Source organism: Streptomyces sp. NPDC059875, assembly GCF_042731085.1.
Taxonomy (GTDB): domain Bacteria; phylum Actinomycetota; class Actinomycetes; order Streptomycetales; family Streptomycetaceae; genus Streptomyces.
Map to the genome: position 1 here is coordinate 42449 of NZ_JBHWJZ010000032.1, position 19228 is coordinate 61676.

Below are 19228 nucleotides of genomic sequence, written 5' to 3' on the forward strand. Positions count from 1 at the left end.
GAAGGTGCTTGCGATCGTCCTCGGCTCTGTCGACGCTCTGCTCTAGATTCACGGCCTGACTGAATCCGCCTACCTCGCCGCGATCCGGGAGTCGTACGACACCGTCGCTGCTGCCTACGCCGCACGCGTCAAGACTCCCGCCGAGTTGGACCCCCTGTCGCGCGCGATGCTGGTCGCGTTCGCCGAGCTCGTGCGGACTTCTGACCGAGGACCGGTCGCGGACCTGGGCTGCGGGCCAGGCAAGGTGACAGCGCACTTGGCCGGGCTGGGGGTGCCGGTCTTCGGGATCGATGTGTCGGCGAAGATGATCGAACTGGCTCGAGAGGCCTATCCGGAGCTGCGCTTCAGCGTGGACTCAATGACCGCGCTGGAGCTCGGAGATGACGAACTCGGCGGAATTCTCGCCTACTACTCCACGCACCACACGCCTCCGGATTCGCTGCCGATGGTGTTCGCCGAATTCCATCGCACTCTGGCGCCCGGAGGCCACCTGATGATGGTCGGCCATGTGGGAAACGGAGAGCTCCGGCGCCTCACGCAGGCCTACGGCTGCCACCCGTGTCGTACGAGTCCCACCTGCTGCCACCTGCCCGGATCGCAGAGCTGTTGGACCAGAGCGGGCTTGCCGTCAGCGCGCAACTGGTGGAGAAGCCCGGCGCAGGGATGACCACGACGATCGCCACCTTCATGGCCCGAAAACCTGATGGTCCTCGGGACACCACGCTGCTTGGATCGGGGCTGAAGGTTACTGGTCAGGACTGACGTTCTAATGTGGCCAGTTGAGCGAAGGAGGCGACACATGGCCAACGTCATGGATCTGATCTGCTACCCCGTCAAGGGATGCGCAGGCACGTCGATGAGCGATGCGCTCCTGACGCCGGCAGGCCTCGCGCACGACCGCAGCTTCATGGTCATCAGCGAGGACGGGGTCTACCGCACCCAGCGCCGCCATCCCCGCCTCGCCCTGATCCGGCCCGCCGTCAGCACCGACGGCACTCGGCTCACGCTCGACTCGGCCGACGACACCGACCGTTACGGCACGGTGCGCCTCGACGTGGCCACGTCCGGGCCGCGACGCGACGTCGATCTGTTCGGTGCCGCCTTCAAGGGGATCGACCAGGGCGACGACGCCGCCGCCTGGTTCTCGGAGTTCCTCGCCACTCCCAGTCGTCTGGTCCGCGTGCCGCCGGAGCACGACCGGGTCGCCGACGGCCTGACCCCCGGCCGCTCCGGCTACGCCGACAGCAGCGCCGTACACATGCTGTCCCGGGCCTCCCTCACCCTCCTCAACCGGCGCATGGCCGAGCGCGGCGCCCCGCCCTTGTCCATGAACCGCTTCCGCCCGAACATCGTCGTCGACAGCCGCCACGGCCATGACAGCGACGACTGGGCGGCCGTACCGCACGCCGAGGACCGCGCACGCCGCATCACCATCGGCGGTGCCGAGTTGGGCTTTGCCAAGCTCGCGGTGCGCTGCGCGGTCACTCTGGTCGAGCAGGAGGCCGGGGCGCGGCGGGGGCCGGAACCCCTGCGCACGCTCGCGAGCTACCGACGAGCGTCGAGCGGGGGCGTGGTGTTCGGCGCGAAGTTCTCGGTGGTGCAGCCCGGGAAGCTGTCGGTCGGCGACGAGGTGGTCGTCCAGGACTGGGGCAAGGCCGAGGAGTAAAAACACCTAGCCAGTACGGGCAGCAGCGGCTCGATCCCCGCCCATAACGCGTCGTCGACCCCCCCGCACCCCCGAATCGCCCGCTCAGGGCCCCCTTGGGGCGCCGACGAAGCGAACTCGGCGGGGTTAGTGTCGCCCCACCCCCGCCGGAGAGTGACCGGCGGGGCATGAGGCCCAGGCGCCCACTGGCCGTCACACGCTGAGCCGGTGCGGGGCCGCCCCATTCAACTGCCGCGCAATGCCACCCACGTACCCGACGGCCGCCTGCGGCGGCGCGCAAGGGGCCGGGCCTCCCCGCGTGGCCACGCCCCCCGGCCGCCCCGAATGACGCGTTAATGACCTGCGCCGCCCGACGGTGATCGGTAGCATCACCCGATGTGAACACCGGACCGGCGCTTCGACGCCACGCACGGATTGGCCACCCGGTGGTGGACTGATCGCACGGCGGGTGCGTTCGAAGCACCCCCACTCCCTCGGTTCGGCACGCGGACCTCCCAGTGCTCCCGCACTTCGAGTCCATCTTTCGTGTCGAACACCATCGAGGTCAGCCGTATGTCAGTCTCGTTCAACCACACCATCATCGCCGCCAAGGACAGCAAGGAATCGGCGCTGTTCTTCCGGGAGTTGCTGGAGCTTCCCGAAGCGCCGTCCTGGGGGCCGTTCACCAACATCCAGCTCACCGACGGCGTGCTGCTCCAGTTCGCGACGCCGCCGCCGCACATCGAGATCCAGATGCAGCACTACGCCCTCCTGATCGACGACGAGCTGTTCGATCGGGCGTACCGGCGGCTGTGTGATCGCGGCGTCGAGCACTGGGCCGATCCGCAGATGCAGCGCCCGGGCGAGATCAACAACGGGCACGGCGGCCGGGGCGTGTACTTCAAGGACCCGGCCGGTCACGCGATCGAGCTGATCACCCGCCCGTACCTGTAAGCCGGTCGAACGCCCCGGGCACCCGGGCGTGACGTGGTCACCACGTCACGCCCGGGGCCGCGGGCCGTCGGATCAGACGACGCCGCGGGCCGTCGGATCAGACGACGGAGTTCGGCCTGTTGTTGGGCATCGTGGTGGCCTGTCGCTGCCCGAAGGGGGTGCTCCAGCTTCCCGTGCCCTTGTACAGGTAGGTGTTGGTGTCGGCGGCGTTGGTCGCGAACAGGTCCGGGCGGCCGTCGCGGTTGGCGTCCCCGATGCCGACGATGTGGCTGTACCCGCCCCAGCCGGCGCCGATCCGGACGCGCGGGGCGAACGTACCGTCGCCCTTGCCGAGGTGGAGCCAGAGAACCCCGGCGGTGTCGCGGGCGACGAGGTCGCCGGCGGGGGCTCCGGCGATGTTGCCGGTGGCGCTGATCAGGTTGTACCCCTGCCAGCCCGTGCCGATCTTCACGCGGGTCGTGTAGGGGGTGCGCCAGCTGCCGGTGCCCTTGTAGAGCCAGATGGCCCCGGCGGCGTCGGTGGCGACGAGGTCGGGCTTGCCGTCGCCGTTCAGGTCACTGCCGGCGGCGATCTTGTTGTACCCGCCCCAGCCCGAGCTGATCTTGTAGCGGCCGGCGAAGGTGCCGTCGCCGTTGCCGAGGTAGTGCCACAGGACGCCGGCGGTGTCGCGGGCGACGATGTCCGCGTGGGCGGCTCCGGCGATGTTCCCGGCGGCCTCGATCTGGTTGTAGCCACCCCAGCCGCTGCCGATGAGCTTCTCCTCCCCCGACGACAGCCAGGGGTTGTAGTGGTCGAAGTGCGAATCGACACGGTAGAGCGCGCCCGAGCCGAAACGCATGAGCACGTCCGGGGAGCCGTTGTCGTTGAAGTCGTGCGGCGCGGGCTTGCGGACGACCTTGAACGTGCCGGACGACGTCAGTGCCGGACCGATGCCGTTCAGGGGCTCGGCGCGGAGCTCCCAGACGTAGTCGCCGTTGTACGCGCTGCGGTTGACCCCCTTGACCCAGAGATCGCCCACCCAATCGAAACGCACGACGCCATTTGCCGGTTGGATGTCGTGCATTTCGTGGACAGTCCCCGTGCGTACGTGGCGCAGGGTCATCTTGACCTGCACGTTGTACCGGGACACTCGCCACTCGAGTGGCACCTTGCCAGGGTTCTTGTCGAGGTCGATCGTGCTGGGGACGTTGTGGCTCAGCAGGGCGACCTTGGTGGGTTCGCCGCTGCTCGCGACGAGCGTGGGGGTCGGCACCCCGTCGGTCCCGGGGGCGATCCGGTAGAAGCCCTCGCCCTGCTCGACCGTGCCACCGCGCACGACCTGGGAGCCGTCGGGTGCGACGGCGTCCGAGACGAGGTGGTCGAGGAGCTTGCGGGTCGTCCCGTCCTTCAGGCTGCGCGCGGTGAGGGCGTGCAGGGCGTTCGGCTCGATCTCGGTGAGGCCGCTGCGCGTGCCGTACGTGACCCAGTCGCCGACGAGGCCGATCTCGACGTCCTTCCGCCAGGCGCGGCCGACCTTCGTGCTCTGGGGCACCTTGGTGGCGCGGTCGACGGCCACCACCGTGGCGTTGGCCGATCCGTCGTACTCGACCCAGGCGACGTGCGTCGCCGAGACGGCGATGACGCCCTTGTCGGCGGCGGCCGGGAGTTCGTACGTCTCGGTCACGGCGTTGGTGGCGAGGTCGAGCAGGGCCACGTATTGCTTGGCCGCCGTGCCCGTGCCGGTGGAGTAGCTCACCAGGGCGTGGTCGGCTGTGCCGGCCTTGACGGTGACGCTCGTGGCTTCCGCCGGAAGACCGGTCACGCTCTGCAGCGTTCCGCTTCCGTGGCGACGGAGGTCCTTGCCCCCGCTCGCGTTGCCGAGAGTCGTGTAGAGGGCCTTGCCGGCGGCTCCCGCGTACTCGATCCCGGAGACCTCCGGGCCGAAGTCGATGCGCAGAAGCTGCTGCCCGGTGGACATGTCCTTGAGCCAGGCTTCCCTGTCCAGGCGCATGGCCACGACGTCCCCGGAGCCGGTGCTCTGGACCTGGGTCCGCCAGAACAGCTCCGTCGCGGGGGAGCCGTTCGCCGGCCTCCAGTGCCGGGTGGCCGAGGTGCCCTCTTCCGGCCGGGCCTCGGTGTACGTCAGGAAGCCCGTGGCGCCCACCCCGAAGACCCTGGTCTCGGGCGGGAGCGAGAGGACGTCCTGCGTGGCCGCCGCTTCGGTCGCGCTCTCGGCGGCCGGGGCGGCGATCGCCGGGGCGGTCAGCGCGGTCGAGCCGACGGTGACGGCGAGCGCGGTGACGACGGCTGCGGCGAGACGCCGGCGGGCGGGACGTGCGTGGGACAAAGTGTGTTCTCCTCGGGAAGACCAGGCGCACCATGCGTTGCGCCTGGTCCGACTCTTGATTGCGAGTGAAGGTTGTACGCGCGTTCGACGTTTCCTGCGGCGGCGATCAGGCGAGGTGGTTGTGCGAGGACACCGTGCCCCACGAGCCACCGATCTCCTCGGGCGCGCGGAACGGTGCGCTCCAGCTTCCCGTGCCCTTGTAGACGTACGCCGGACCGTCGTTTCGCCGTGCCACCAGGTCGGGGCGGCCGTCGCGGTCGGCGTCCCCGACGGCGACGAGCTGGTTGTAGCCGCCCCAGCCGGCGCCGATCCTGATGCGGGGGGCGAAGGTGCCGTCGCCCTTGCCGAGGTGGAGCCAGAGGACACCGGCCGTGTCGCGGCCGACGAGGTCGCCGGCGGGGGCTCCGGCGATGTTGCCGGTGGCGGTGATCTGGTTGTAGCCGTGCCAGCCCGTACCGAGCTTCACGCGGGCGGCGAAGGGGGTGCGCCAGCTGCCGGTGCCCTTGTGGAGCCAGACGGCGCCTGCGGCGTCGGTGGCGAGGAGGTCCGGCTTGCCGTCGCTGTTGAGGTCGCTTCCGCCGGTGATCTTGTTGTACCCGCCCCAGCCGGTGCCGATCTTGTAGCGGGTGTCGAAGGTGCCGTCGCCCTTGCCGAGGTAGTGCCAGAGGACACCGCTCCTGTCGCGGGCGACGATGTCCGCGTGGGCGGCTCCGGCGATGTTGCCGACGGCCTCGATCTGGTCGTAGCCGCCCCAGCCACTGCCGATGAGTGCGCTCTTGGGCAGGTAGACCTCGCTGTCCCCCCACGGAAGGTGCATCGTGTCGTCGCGCCACAGCCGGCCGGACGAGTCACGCCTGAGCAGGTCCGGTGAGCCGTTGTCCGTGTAGTCGTGCGGGGCCGGCTTGCGGGTGACGGTGAACGAGCCGGAGGCGACCAGGTTCGGGCCGATGCCGTTCTGCGGCTTGGCGGTGAGCGTCCAGGTGTACGCCCCGTTCGGAGCGGCGCCGGTCACGCGACCGTCCTCCGACACGGTGCCCGGCCACTCGACGTCGGCGACAGCGTCGAGTCCGGAACCGTCCGGAGCGGCGCCGACGTTCACGTGCTCCGTCGTCGTCGCTCCCGTCCGGGTGTGACGCAGGGTGACTTCCGCCAGCACGTTGAACCGGGACAGCGGCCAGGTCATGCGTGCCCGGTCGGCTTCGAGATCGAGCTCGACCACGGCGGGGACGCTGGGGTTGCCCCGCAGCGCGACCTTGGTGGGCCGGCCCGTGGTCGCCACGAGTGCGGCGACCGGGGTGCCGTCGGCCCCGGAGGCGATCCGGTACAGGCCCTCGCCGTCCGCGACCGTGCCACCCCGGACGAGCTGCGTGCCGTCGGGCGCGGTGGCGCTGGACTTCACGTGGTCCAGCAGCTTCCGCGTCGTCCCCGTCCCGAGGTCGCGCGCGGTCACCGAGTTCAGCACGTGCGGCTCGTAGGAAGCGAAGCCGTCGAACTGCCCGTACGTCACCCACTGGCCGACCAGGCCGATGTCGAGGGCGGACGTGGTGCGGCCCAGCCGGATGTCCTGCCGGGCACCGGTCGCCCGCTCGAGGACGACCACCCTCGTGTCGGAGTCCGAGCGGTACTCCACCCAGGCCACATGGGTGGCCGACAGGGCGACCTTCGAACAACACCTCGCCGGCGCGACGATCTCCTGGGTCTGGCTCACGACGCCGGTGGCGAGGTCCAGGAGTGCCCAGTACTTCTTGCTCGTCGTCTCCCTTCCGGTGCGGTACGTCAGCAGTGCCTCGCCGGACGTCCCCTCCTCGGCGAACACCCCGACGGCGTTCGCCGGAAGGCCGGTCACCTTGCGGTCCGACACCTTGTCGCCGGCTCTGTCGAGGAGATGGACGTCCTCGCCGTCGGGTCCGTTGGCGGTCCGTACGAGGAGAGTCGAGCCCACGGCTCCGCCGTACAGGGCGCCACTGCCGTACGTCGTCGGGTCGACGCTCAGCACCGTCGTACCCGTGGTCATGTCCTTGAGCGTGAGGGTGTTGCCCGTCTGGACGACCACGGCGTCCGAGGCCTGGGCGCCGTAGGCATGCCCGCTGGACGGCAGTGTCGTCGCGGTTCCGTCGGCGAACGTCGTCCACATCTGGCCGAGCCGTCCCAGGGTCAGGAAGCCCGTCGAACCAGCCCCGACGATCTCCGAGTCGAGCGGGAACGGAACCACCGCCTGATCCTCCGCCCCGGTGGCCGAAGCGAGTGCGGGGGCAGACGCCGGTGCCGGCGCGGCTGCCGCCGGGGCGGCGGCCGTCATGGCGAGGGCGACGGACACCGCGACGGTGAGTCTGCGGCGGAAGACATGCGAGTGGCGCAACGGACGGGCCCTCCCCTAGAGGCGACCGCGCGCAGCCCGCCCTCTGGCGGGCGGGACGGCGGTCGGGAAACACGGAGGCGGCCGGAGGATTCCCCCCATCCGGATCATCGCCGTCCGTGGACTGTGGCCGGAGGATAGCAACCCCGGCCGACACCCGTCACGATCTTTGTCGCCGCTCCACCACGCCCCGCACGTACGCCGCTTGGCCCGCGTGCTGGTTGTCCTCCGCGATCACGCTGACCAGGCGGACGCCCAGGGTGACCGGCGGGTCCCAGGCGTCGTCGACGACGCGGTCGAGGTCGGCGTTGGTCAGGGCGCCGAGGTGTTCCAGGGTGCGGGCGTGCACGGCGTCGTAGTAGCCGAGCAGCAGCTCCGCCGGGGCCCGGACCGCGGCGACCTGGGTGCTGGAGTGGCCGTAACCCGTGGCCCGTGCGCCGAAGGGGAGGCCGAAGCGGGACTTCCAGCCGTCGGACGTCCACAGCTGCTCGGTGTCGAACGCGCCCGCGATGTGGTCGTCCTGGATCCGGGTCAGGTGCCAGACCAGCCACGCGATCGAGTTCGCGTCCTCGTCGATCCTGGCCGTCAGCTCGTCCTCCGACAGGCCCTCGACGGCTCCGTACACGGCCTCCTGGACGCGGCCGAACGCGTCCAGCAGCAGGTCCGCGCTCCTCATGTCACTCACTCCTCGCTCGCCGGTGGGGTGTGCTCCACCCAGTGGGCCATCACGGAGGCGCGGGGACGGACGGCACGGCCGGTGACGCGGCCGGGAGACGGCCGAGTTCACCTGGTCGGTGGCCAGGGCGTGCGCGGGCGCGCGGGGGCCGGAGGCCCGGCAGGGCACACGGGGTCGCGGGCCTTCTCGGCGCGCTACCGGCCCTCCCTGCGGCTCCGGTCCTCGAGGTCTTGCCCGGCCTGGTGGTTCTCCCGGTCCTCCCGCCACCGCGCCAGCGTCTCCTCCACGTCGAACGGCTTCAGATTCAGCGGCGGCCCGGCCGGTGGGCGGGCCAGGGCTGCGGCGATCTTGGTGTTGATCTCGCCGAGGATCCGGCGCACCTGTGCCTCCGACACGGCCCGGCCGATCGCCTCCACCGCGTCCTCGGCCTCTTTGCGCAGGGTCAGGGAGGGCGGGAGGACGGACGCGCCTTCGCGGTGCATCTTGCCCTTGATCCACCACAGCTCGTCGTAGGGGGCGGTGTCGTCGTCGAGCGGCTTCCCGAAGCCGGCCAGCTTCGTGAACTCGCCGCGCTCCGCGGCCTCGCGGATCTGCTTGTCCACGAATGACTCGAAGCTGACGCCTGGCGGTTTGCGTTCGGTCATGCCTCCAGCGTACGAAACGGCCCCGGCGACGGCAGGGCCCCGGCGACGGCGGGGCCCCCGCTCCGGGACGGAACGGGGGCCCTGCCGCTCGGCGGCGCCGGTCAGAAGATGGCGGCGATCGATGAGGTCCAGCCCGCTTCGCCGACGACGGTCGGCGAGCCGTGGACGGTCGGCCGCCCCGGGTAGAACCGCAGCACGCCGGTCCCCGAGGCCCCGCCGGGCTGGGTGGCCCAGAAGTCCGGGGTCTCCTCACCCACGGTGGGCACGAACTGCTTGTACGTGCCGTGGTCGACGACTGTGCCCTGGGCGTTGCCCGCCGAGGCGAGCGACGGGATGTTCGCGGGCTGCCAGCTGGCGGCGCCGTACACCGACCGCGTGCCGGTGCGGTAGTGCGAGGTGCCCGTGGCGTCGGTCGTCCGGACTCCCGGGTAGAGGAACAGCTTCCCGTAGTCCGCGTGCGTGGAGGGCACCGAGTGGAGCCGTCCCAGCAGATCCGTCACGCCGTCCCCGTTGATGTCACCCGGAGCGATCCAGTCGTACGCGTCCCAGCCGCCGGAGCCGACCTGCTTGGCCGGGCGCAGCTTGTACGAGCCGGGCTCGGCGTCCAGGGGGCCCTCGATGGTGCCGCTGTAGAGCCACATGCCCACGCCCTCGCGGACCATCAGATCGTTGCCGGGCATGCCGTCCGCGACGCCGGCGGCCAGGATCTCGCCCGTGCCGGACCAGCTGCCGGGGACGACCCAGCGCTGGGCGGCGCTGCGGTTGCAGTCGTAGATGTGCAGCAGGTTTCCGTCGGTGGCGCTCCCGTTCGGCAGGTCCAGGCAGCGCCCCGAGGCGGCGTTGACCAGGGAGCCGTCGCCGCGGTCCCGCCACTGCTGGCGGGCGCCGCCGTCGCAGGTCCAGAGCTCGGCGGCCGCCCGGTTGTCGACGCCGTCCGCGGCCACGCACTTGCCGAGGACCTTCAGGGCCCCGCCGGTCAGGTGGAAGTCCTGGGCGGCGGTGTCGTTGCAGCCGTAGAACTGAATCGGCGTGCCGTTCGCGGTCGCGCCGGACTTCACATCGAGGCACTTGCCGCCGGAGCCGGTGAGCCGGCCGGTCTGCTTGCCGGTGGGGTGGAGCAGCTCCACGCGCTTGTTCGTGAGGAGATTTCCGGTGCCGTCGCCCGGGTACAGGTAGAGCTTGTTCCCGATCTTGACGAAGTAGTCCTCGTAGCCGTCCTTGGTCTGGCCGACGGTGGCCGCGGTGAAGTCGCCGCGGTGGGTGATCAGCGCGCCGTTCCAGCCGCCCCGGTCGAGGACGCTGCTGCTGCGGATGTCGCCGGCGCCGTTGCCGTCGCCCGCGTACAGCAGCAGGTCACCGGCGGAGCCGGTGGCGACGAGGTCGATGTGGCCGTCGCCGTCGACGTCGCCCGGCAGGTCGCCGGCGGCCCGGCCGTCGGCGTCACGGACGAACTCGGGGCGGGCGGTGACGATCAGGGTGGTGTCGGTCTCGGAGCCGTCGACGCCGCTGTACGAGGAGGTGTTCCCCGCCTTGTCGTACGCCTGCACGTGCAGCCGGTTGTTGGGCCAGAGGCTCGGCGTCAGCGTGACGGTCGCCCTGCCGTTCGCGTCGGCGGCGACGAACGTGCCGTTCGCGCACGTGGTGCTGGAGACGGACAGCGGCTCGTTCAGGCTGTAGCAGAAGCCGTCGAGGCCGACGGTGTCACTGGACTCGAAGGTGATCGAGCGGGCCTTCCGGGCGGGCACCTCGGCCACGTCCAGGGCGAACCCGTCCGCTGCGGTGACGGTGGGCTTGGTCGGCGCGGTCTTGTCGACCTTGAAGCGGCACGGAGCCGTCCACGCGGAGGTGTCGATGCCGTCGCGGGCCTGCACGATCCACTGGTACGCCTTGCCGTCGGTCAGCGCGGACGACTGCACCCGCACCTGTGACGTACCGCCGGAGGTGACGGCGTTGGTGGGCTGGGACAGGTTGGGCCCGGCGTACTCGCCGATGGAGAACGCGCCGGTGACCTGGCCGCCCTGCGGGTCGGAGACCTTGGCGGTCAGCGTCATCCCGGTGTTGCCCACGAGCGGCCAGCTCGCCGCGTCGGTGGAGGTGTTGCAGACCACCTGCTGGTGGCCCGTGGCCCAGGGGCTCCAGGAGCCCTGGTAGGCGGCCGAGGAGTCGACCTTCGGCGGGCTGTTGAAGTCGATCTCCAGATACGGGTCGTTCTGGAACTTCTTCCAGCTGTTGACGCTCGACTCGTGCGAGTAGGCCGAACGCAGACCGAGCGTCAGGGTGTCGGCGCCGCTGTCGGCGATCGACTGCACGACCGTCTTGAGGTTGCCGTCCGCGAAGTCCTCGCCTTCGGGCCCGCACTGCGTGGGGCTCCAGCCGTGGGCGAACGTCTTCGTCTGGAGGGTCTTGTGCCAGATCGGGGGTTTGTTCCAGGTGGTTGCGGTGGAGATGGGGCCGGTGTGGCCCAGCTCCACCGGAGTGGCCGTGCAGGACCAGGAGTAGCTGTTGAACACCTGGAAGGTGGCCTTGAGGATGGTCGCCCCGTCCAGGCCCTTGGTGTTCATCTGGAAGAAGGAGCGGGCCGTGCCGTCGGTCGCGTTCTCGTGGCCGACCCGGGCCAGCTTGTCGCTGAACGTTCCGCCGTTCCAGTACGCGGTGTTGGCGATGGACGAGTTGCCGGCCTGCTTGTAGGCCATCGCCCAGTTGTTGCGCTGGCCGCCGGAGAAGATCGGGTCGATGACCACCGGGTAGACGGTCTTCGGGTCGTCGAGCATGGCGGCGTCGGGGGTGATCCGCAGGCGGTCGCCGTCCACCGCGGTGTCCATCTCGACCAGCTCGGCCGGGACCGTCTCGGCCGGCTCGGCCGTGCTGCCCTTGCGGAGCTTCTCCACTTCGGGCGCGGCCAGATGGGCCGAGTCCCACATCGCCGGGGCCGGGGCGCTGAACAGCTTGACGCCCTTGGCGTCGGTCGCCGCCAGGTTTCCGGCGCCGTCCTCCTTGAGCTTGGTGCCCTGGGTCTTCAGGCCCAGCGAGAGCTCGGCCAGTCGAGGGTGCTGGGCAGCCTCGCGGGTCTTGACGACCAAGTGCTGGGCGAAACCGTCGACATCGGCGCGGATCCGCAGGTCCACACCCGGCAGCACCTCCGGGTAGACGGCCGTGTCGCCGCCCAGCCGGGGGGCGGGCAGGGGGTCGGGCCAGGAGATCGACAGCGTCCGCCCGCCCTTGTCCATGACGGCCAGCGGGTCGGTCCCGCCCCCGGAGAACGAGAGCCCGAAGGTGGCCGCGACCGGGCTGATACGGCCGGTCGGGTCCTGCCGGAGCGTGGCGTCGGCCTTGCGCCACTGGCCGTCGGCCTTGGCGAAGGCCGGGCGGACGTACTGGCGCCAGGTGAAGCTGCCGTCCGGGTTGGCCAGGACCTGGGTGGTCTCGTCCCGCTTGCCGAGGATCTCCACCTGCTTGCCGCTCTCGGCGGCCTGCCGCTGCGCGCGGGCTTCCTCGGTGTCCTGATCGGACTGCCCGGACGTCCCAGAGGCCCCGGAGGCCCCGGAGGCCCCGGACGTCCCGGCAGAGCCGGATTCCGTGCCGGCGGCCTCCTGCGCGCCCGACTGCCGGGCGTCCACGGCGAAGGCCGATGTCGTGGATATGGGTGTCAGGACGCCGGTGCCGATCGCTGCCACCGCTATGGCGGTGGGCAGCCGGTGCCGAAGCCATCTGGATCGATGACCCCTCAAGTTTTCCGCCCCCTCAATTGTGGATCGTGCGTAGTGCGAGCGAGAGAGTAGCTGCGGAATGCAATATTCCGGAATGGTATTCGCCCTTCCTTCGTCCCCCACGGTCGCCAGACGCGTCAACTGCTGCCCCAACAAAGGGAGTTCATAGGAAGCCCACAGGGTGGTCGGTTCTCCCAGGTCGGGCGGGTGTGGAGGTCGGGGTGGTTCGCGCGCCAACGTGGAATTCACCATTCCGAATTCGCCCGAGAACTGAGCGGGGGTCGCGAATCAAGGGTGTTAAATTCCCCTCCGGCGCCTCCGAGTTGGGGTGCCCTTTTCATCCGTAATCGGAGAGTTCCGCGCGAACTCCTACGCAGGGGTGGGGTCTTTGATATTTCACGCTCGATCAAAAAGTGGGGGGAGAGCCCGCAGACCGGTGTTCGGCCGGGCGCCGGGCGGCCCGGCGGCCCGGGCCGGCTCCGTGGCGCTCGTCACGGCCGGCGCGCTCTTTCTGACGTTGCTGCAGGGCTCGGCCCAGGCCGACCCGCGCTTCGACTTCAAGGTCCGCCCGGTGCAGAAGACGGACCCGGTCCCGGGCAAGGACCTCGGCGTCGAGACCCCGGTCTCCTCGGAGACGGACCGCAAGCCGTGGCGCGCTCCCAAGATCGTCTGGCCGAAGGCCGGGCAGACCGAGGTCGACGTCACCACCGTCCCGTCCGGCGCGGGTGACGCGCGCGCCCGCGGCGGCGGGGCCCCGGCGCGCTCCCTCACCAAGGCGCCCGGGGCGCCGGTCCGACTCGCCGCGTCCGACACCCGAACCGGAGAGCGCAAGACCGCCCCCGGGGACGCCCCGGACCGACTGCGGCTGCGCATCACGGACCGGGCCACGACCCAGAAGGCCGGCATCGACGGCGTGCTGATGGGCGTCGCACGCGCCGACGGCGAGGCGGCGACCGGCCGCGCCACCGTCCAGCTCGACTACACCTCCTTCCGCGGGGCCTACGGCGCCGACTGGGCCTCCCGGCTTCGGCTGGTGCAGCTGCCCGCCTGCGCCCTGACCACCCCGGAGAAGGCCGCCTGTCAGGTGGCCAAGTCGCTGCCGACGCGCAACGACACGCGGACCGGCACGCTCACCGCGGAGGTGGACGTCGCGCCCGACACCGCCCCCGACACCGCGCCCGACACCGCCCCCGACAAGGCAACGGCGGCCACGTCCGAATCCACCCCCGCCGGAGCCAAGGCCTCCGCCGAGGCGGGGGCTGCCGCCCCTGCCTCGGCCATGACCGTGCTGGCCGCGACCGCTGGCGCCGGCGGCGCGGGCGGCGACTTCAAGGCGACCTCCCTCTCCCCGTCCGGGTCCTGGACCGCGGGCGGCAACCAGGGCGGCTTCAACTGGTCGTACCCGCTCCAGGTCCCGCCCGTCCCCGGCGACCTGACCCCCAAGCTCGGGCTCGGCTACTCGTCCTCGTCCATCGACGGACGCACCGCCGCCAGCAACAACCAGTCGTCCGCGGTCGGCGATGGCTGGTCCATGGAACCGGGCTTCATCGAGCGCCAGTACATGGCCTGCAAGGACGACAACGCGACCGGCTCCAACGCGGGCACCAAGTCCGGTGACCTGTGCTGGAAGACCGACAACGCCGTCCTGTCCCTGAACGGCTCGTCGAGCCCGCTCGTCAAGACCGGCCAGGGCGACGTCTGGCGCCCCGCCGACGACGACGGCTCCCGCGTCGAGCGGATCAAGGGCACGGCGGCCGACACCGCCAACGGAGACGAGGACAACGAGTACTGGAAGGTGACCACCACAGACGGCACCCAGTACTTCTTCGGCAAGAACCGGCTGCCCGGCTGGAGCACCGGCAAGACGGAGACCAAGTCGACGTACACGGCCCCCGTCTTCGGCAACCACACCGACGAGCCGGGCCACGCCACCGCCTTCAAGGACTCCTCCGAAACCCAGGCGTGGCGCTGGAACCTGGACTACGTGGTCGACCCGCACGGCAACGCGATGGCGTTCTTCTACAACCAGGAGGCCAACGCCTACGCCAAGAACTCCGCGGGCGTCACCACCACCAAGCCCAAGGCCGACGCCACCTATGTGCGCGGCGGCACCCTGGCCCGCATCGAGTACGGCCACCGCGCCGGCCAGGTCTACACGGCCTCGCCCGCAGGCAAGGTCGGCTACGGCTACGGCGACCGCTGCCTCGCCGCCGCCGCCGCGGACTGCGCCTTCGACAAGGCACACGCCGCGAACTGGCCCGACACCCCGGTCGACCAGCTCTGCGTGCTCGGCCAGGACTGCCTGAGCGGATCCCCGACCTTCTTCTCCCGGTACCGCCTGACCTCGGTGACCACCCAGGCCCTCAAGGCGGGCGCCTACACGGACATCGACGTCTGGACGTTCACGCACCAGTTCCCGGGCGTCGGCGACTCGGGCGGCCCCTCGCTGTGGCTGGCCTCCATCGTGCGCACCGGCAAGGCCGGCCGCACCGCCCTGGCCATGCCGTCGGTCACCTTCGGCGGCACGCTCATGGCCAACCGCGTCGACGGTGCCGAGGGCCGTCCGCCGCTGAACAAGTACCGGATCACCCGGATCAGCAACGAGACCGGCGCCGACACCCTCGTCAGCTACTCGCCGACCGAGTGCACCTACGGCGCGGCGCCCGACCCCGTCACCAACTCCAAGCGCTGCTACCCGGTCTGGTGGACTCCGGAGAACGACAACGAGCCCACCAAGGACTGGTTCCACACGTACGTCGTCACCAAGATCATCGAGGACGACAAGGTTGCCGGCGCCGAGTCCTCGGTGACCGAGTACGACTACCTCGACGGGGTGGCCTGGGCCAAGGACACCAGCGAGTTCACGCTGGAGAAGCACCGCACGTACAGCGACTTCCGCGGGTACGGCCGGGTGCGCACCTGGACCGGCACCGAGAACAGGACGCTGGAGGAGACGACGTACTACCGCGGCATCGACGGCGCGAAGATCGTCGACGTGTTCGACAAGGTCCACACCGACGCCGAGCCGCTCAGCGGTGCCGAGGTCCAGTCCGTCACCTACGACAAGGACGGCGGCGCGCCCGCCGAGGTCGCGATCGGCGAGCCGTGGACCAAGGAGACCGCGAGCATGACGCGGCCGGGCACCACGGCGCTGAAGGCGTACCAGGTCGACACCCGCGTCCAGTCGTCGAGCAAGCTCCTGTCCACCGGTGCCTGGCGCACCACTCGCGTCACCAGCACCTTCGACGCGTACGGCCAGACGCTCACCTCGTCCGACGAGGGCGACATCGCCGTCACGGGTGACGAGGCGTGCACCCGCACCACGTACACGACGCCCGACCTGACCAACTGGCTGATCTCCTACGTGGCGTCGGTCCAGAAGACGTCGGCCGTCTGCTCCGTGCCCGCCGCGCCGGCCAATGTGGTCGACGAGCAGCGCAGCTGGTACGACACCAGCGCGTACGGAGCCGCGCCGGTCGCCGGCAAGGGCAACCCGACCCGGATCGACGAGCTGGACCGGTACGACACCGCCGGCGCACCGGTCTTCGTGACCACCTCCAAGGTCACGTACGACGCTGCGGGCCGCCGCCTGGAGGCGAGCGACGCCAGCGAGTTCAAGACGATCACGGCCTACACGCCGACGAGTGGCGCCCAGCCGACCCTCGTGACGACGACCGACGCCAAGGGCTTCGTGACCAAGGCGGAGCTGGACGGTCTTCGCGGGCTCACGCTCAAGGCCACCGACGCCAACGGCCGGGTCACGGTGCAGGACTACAACGGCCTCGGTCAGCTGACCGCGGCGTGGAAGCCGGGCCGACCCGTCACCTCCTCGGCCGACGTCACCTTCACGTACGGCGTCACCAAGACCGGCCCGACGACGGTGACCTCCAAGACGCTCCTGGAGAGCGGCGCGTACCGCACCGCCGTCACGCTCTACGACGGCATGCTGCGCCAGCGGCAGAGCCAGACCCAGGCGTTCGGCGGCACCGGCCGCCTCGTGTCGGACAACTTCTACGACACCCACGGCCGGGTCGTCCGCACCAACGGCGAGTACTACAACGACAAGCCCGTGGCCACCACCGTGCATTCGGTGGCCGACAACCTCGTCCCGTCCCAGACGGTGACGGAGTACGACGGAATGGGCCGCACCACGGCTTCCGTCACCCTCTCCAAGAACGTCGAGAAGTGGCGCAGCACCACGACCCACGGCGGCAACTGGACCGCCACCGTGCCGCCCTCCGGCGGCACCGCCACGCTCACGGTGACCAACGCCCACGACAAGCCGGTCGAGGTGCGCGAGTACAAGGACGGCAACCCGGCGTACACCGCAGGCCCGGCCGCGTACGAGGCACTGAAGTTCGGCTACGACTCCGCCGACCGGCTCACCCGGCTGGTGGACGCGGCGGGCAACACGTGGACGATGGAGTACGACCTGCGCGGCCGCAAGGTGAAGTCGACGGACCCCGACAAGGGAACGACGAAGACCACCTACATGGCGGACGACAAGGTCGCCACCGTCACCGACGGCCGCGAGCAGACCGTCGCGTACACCTATGACGAGCTGAACCGGCCGACCGCGCTGTACAAGGACGGCGTCGGCGGCACCAAGCTGGCCTCCTGGGCCTACGACGCGTTGGCCGGCGGCAAGGGCATGCTGTCCTCGTCGACCCGGTACGACAACGGCAGCGCGTACACCACCGCCGTGAAGGGCTACGACACGGCGGGCCGGGCGATCGGATCCGTGATCACCGTCCCCGCCGCGGAGGGGAAGCTGCAGGGCACCTACGAGTTCACCACCACCTACTCGGCGAACACGGGACTGGCCACCACGACCACGTTCCCGGCGGCCGGCGGTCTGCCCGCCGAGACGGTGCGGCAGAACTACACCGAGTACGGCCTGGCCACCTCGCTGAGCAACGGATCCACCGTCTACTCGCTCGGCAACGAGTACTCGCCCTTCGGCGAGCTCCTGCAGACCGTCCTCGGCGACATCGGCGGACGCACCGTCCAGACCTTCGCCTTCGAGGACGCCACCCGCCGACTGTCCACGGTGATCAACGACCGGGAGGCCGACGGTCCGCAGACCATGGACAACAAGCTGTACACCTACGACCCGGCCGGCAACATCACCCGCATCCGCAACGAGCGGGACGACAAGGCCGTCACCGACACGCAGTGCTTCACGTACGACTTCGCCGCCCGGCTCTCGCACGCCTGGACCGGGACCGACGACTGCGCCCTGAAGCCGTCCACCGGTGTACGGCCGCAGGTCGGCGGCCTCAACCCGTACTGGTACTCGTACGCCTACGACGCCGTCGGCAACCGCTCGTCCGAGATCCGGCACGACCCCTTCGGTGACACCGCCAAGGACGTCACGCGCTCGTACGCCTACCCGGCGCCGGGCGAGACGCGGCCGCACGCCTTCGACGAGGTCGGCATCAGCGGCCCGGGCGCCCGTACCGACAGCTTCGAGTACGACGACTCGGGCAACACCACGCGCCGGGTGACCGCCGCCGGTGACCAGAGCATCACGTGGGACGCCGAGGGCCGGATGGCCTCCTCGACGACGGCGGGCAAGAAGTCCACCTTCCTGTACGACGCGGACGGCACCCGGCTGCTGCGCCGGGACCCGGGCGCGGTGACCCTGTACCTGGGGTCCATGGAGCTCAAGCTCGACACGCTCAGCTCCACGGTGTCCTCGCTGCGCTACTACACGGCGGGCAAGGCGACCGTGATCCGCTCCTCCAGCGGCTCGGTGTCGTACCAGCTCGGTGACCACCAGGGCACGAACGACGTCGAGGTGAACTCCTCGACGCTGGGCTACGAGCGCCGGGACCACGGCCCGTTCGGCACGCCGCGCGGCACGCAGCCGGCGGCCGGGAAGTGGACCGGTGACCGGGGCTTCGTGGGCGGTACGAACGACGCCTCCACGGGGCTGACCCACGTGGGCGCGCGCGAGTACGACTCCGAGAACGGACGGTTCATCTCCGTCGACCCGGTGATGAACACCGACGACCCGCAACAGATCAACGGCTACGCCTACGCGGCCAATTCGCCCGTGACGGACAGCGACCCGTCCGGCGAGTGGGCCTTCGGCTCGATCATGAAGAAGCTCAAGAAGGTCGTGGCCTACATCCGGAAGGTCGCGGCGTATGTGCGCAAGCGGTCGGCCGCGATGAGCTACTACCTCGCGAAGCGGGCCATGTGGTCCAAGGGGCCGAAGGGCACGCGGTTCGGGAAGTTCAATGTGGGCAAGGGGAAGGACCGCGGCATCATCATGATGCGGTTCTTCATTCACACCAAGGACGCGATGAAGATCCCGGGGCTGGGTGCACAGCTGCTCGGTGACAACCGCGGTCACTCATTGGACCCGGACCAGCCGTACCGCATGGTTCTCTTCTGGGACACCGCCTCGGGCGACGTGACGTTCAAGGTCGCACCGTCCCACACGCTGCCCGGAGGAAAGCGGACGATCTCCTCCTACGCGACGGGAGGAGCCCCGCAGACGGTCGACGTGCCGTCCCGGATGATCCCGGCGAACGAACTCCTGCTGAACGACTATCCGGGCGAGACCATCGCGGGCAACAACGTCGTGAACCACAACTTCGGCCCCATCCAGTCCAACTCCGACAAGCTGGATCTCGGAATCCACGGCGTGCAGAGCCTGTTCCCCCTGTTCTCCGTGGACCTCAGGGTCACCATCGCGGCCAACAGGTCCTCGGTCGAGGTGACCAAGAAGGGGGACCAGTATCCGGACATGGAGGTGGTTCAGTATCGTCGGGCGCAGGCTCCGCGGATGGTCGCCCGCGACGACATGGCCGATGACTCCGGGCTGGACTCCATGCCCTGGAAGGGCGAGAAGGGGATGCGCCGGTGGCACTCGGACATGTGCGTCCCCAACTGAGTGGCGAGGAGCCCAA

General features: G+C 70.2%; 8 protein-coding genes and 1 pseudogene. 4 read left to right on the plus strand and 5 right to left on the minus strand.

What is annotated here, in order from left to right; translation table 11 throughout:
• Positions 1–55: 55 nt before the first annotated feature.
• The 3 genes and pseudogenes from ACFV9D_RS30850 (at position 56) to ACFV9D_RS30860 (ending at position 2599) form a co-directional block, all read left to right on the plus strand.
• Positions 56–762: pseudogene (locus ACFV9D_RS30850) on the plus strand (class I SAM-dependent methyltransferase).
• Positions 763–799: 37 nt separating this feature from the next.
• Complete coding sequence (locus tag ACFV9D_RS30855; RefSeq protein ID WP_385153453.1) at positions 800–1666, plus strand: MOSC domain-containing protein; 867 nt, start codon at positions 800–802, stop codon at positions 1664–1666.
• Positions 1667–2218: 552 nt separating this feature from the next.
• Entirely contained in the window at positions 2219–2599 is a 381-nt protein-coding gene (locus ACFV9D_RS30860) for a VOC family protein (RefSeq protein WP_385153456.1), read from the plus strand.
• 97 nt (positions 2600–2696) lie between these two features.
• Here ACFV9D_RS30860 and ACFV9D_RS30865 read toward each other — a convergent pair whose 3' ends face one another.
• From ACFV9D_RS30865 to ACFV9D_RS30885, 5 genes are all read right to left on the minus strand, one after another.
• Complete coding sequence (locus tag ACFV9D_RS30865; protein WP_385153459.1) at positions 2697–4925, minus strand: FG-GAP repeat domain-containing protein; 2229 nt, start codon at positions 4923–4925, stop codon at positions 2697–2699.
• A gap of 106 nt (positions 4926–5031) precedes the next feature.
• A complete protein-coding gene (locus ACFV9D_RS30870; RefSeq protein ID WP_385153462.1) occupies positions 5032–7284 on the minus strand; it encodes an FG-GAP repeat domain-containing protein in 2253 nt (750 codons plus the stop codon).
• A gap of 157 nt (positions 7285–7441) precedes the next feature.
• Positions 7442–7957, minus strand: coding sequence for a DinB family protein (locus tag ACFV9D_RS30875; protein ID WP_385153465.1), 516 nt, complete (start codon positions 7955–7957; stop codon positions 7442–7444).
• 194 nt (positions 7958–8151) lie between these two features.
• On the minus strand, positions 8152–8601 hold the full coding sequence (locus tag ACFV9D_RS30880; protein ID WP_385153468.1) for a DUF1992 domain-containing protein: 450 nt from the start codon (positions 8599–8601) through the stop codon (positions 8152–8154).
• A 101-nt stretch (positions 8602–8702) separates the two neighbouring features.
• A complete protein-coding gene (locus ACFV9D_RS30885) occupies positions 8703–12275 on the minus strand; it encodes a ricin-type beta-trefoil lectin domain protein (RefSeq protein WP_385153471.1) in 3573 nt (1190 codons plus the stop codon).
• A gap of 469 nt (positions 12276–12744) precedes the next feature.
• Between ACFV9D_RS30885 and ACFV9D_RS30890 the strand changes: the two genes are divergently transcribed.
• On the plus strand, positions 12745–19212 hold the full coding sequence (locus tag ACFV9D_RS30890; RefSeq protein ID WP_385153474.1) for an RHS repeat domain-containing protein: 6468 nt from the start codon (positions 12745–12747) through the stop codon (positions 19210–19212).
• Positions 19213–19228 lie beyond the last annotated feature (16 nt).

Excerpts from the sequence above, each read along its gene's own strand:
- ACFV9D_RS30860 (WP_385153456.1), top strand. The coding sequence starts at position 2,219 with ATGTCAGTCTCGTTCAACCACACCATCATCGCCGCCAAGGACAGCAAG.
- ACFV9D_RS30875 (WP_385153465.1), bottom strand. The coding sequence starts at position 7,957 with ATGAGGAGCGCGGACCTGCTGCTGGACGCGTTCGGCCGCGTCCAGGAG.
- ACFV9D_RS30880 (WP_385153468.1), bottom strand. The coding sequence starts at position 8,601 with ATGACCGAACGCAAACCGCCAGGCGTCAGCTTCGAGTCATTCGTGGAC.
- ACFV9D_RS30855 (WP_385153453.1), top strand. The coding sequence starts at position 800 with ATGGCCAACGTCATGGATCTGATCTGCTACCCCGTCAAGGGATGCGCA.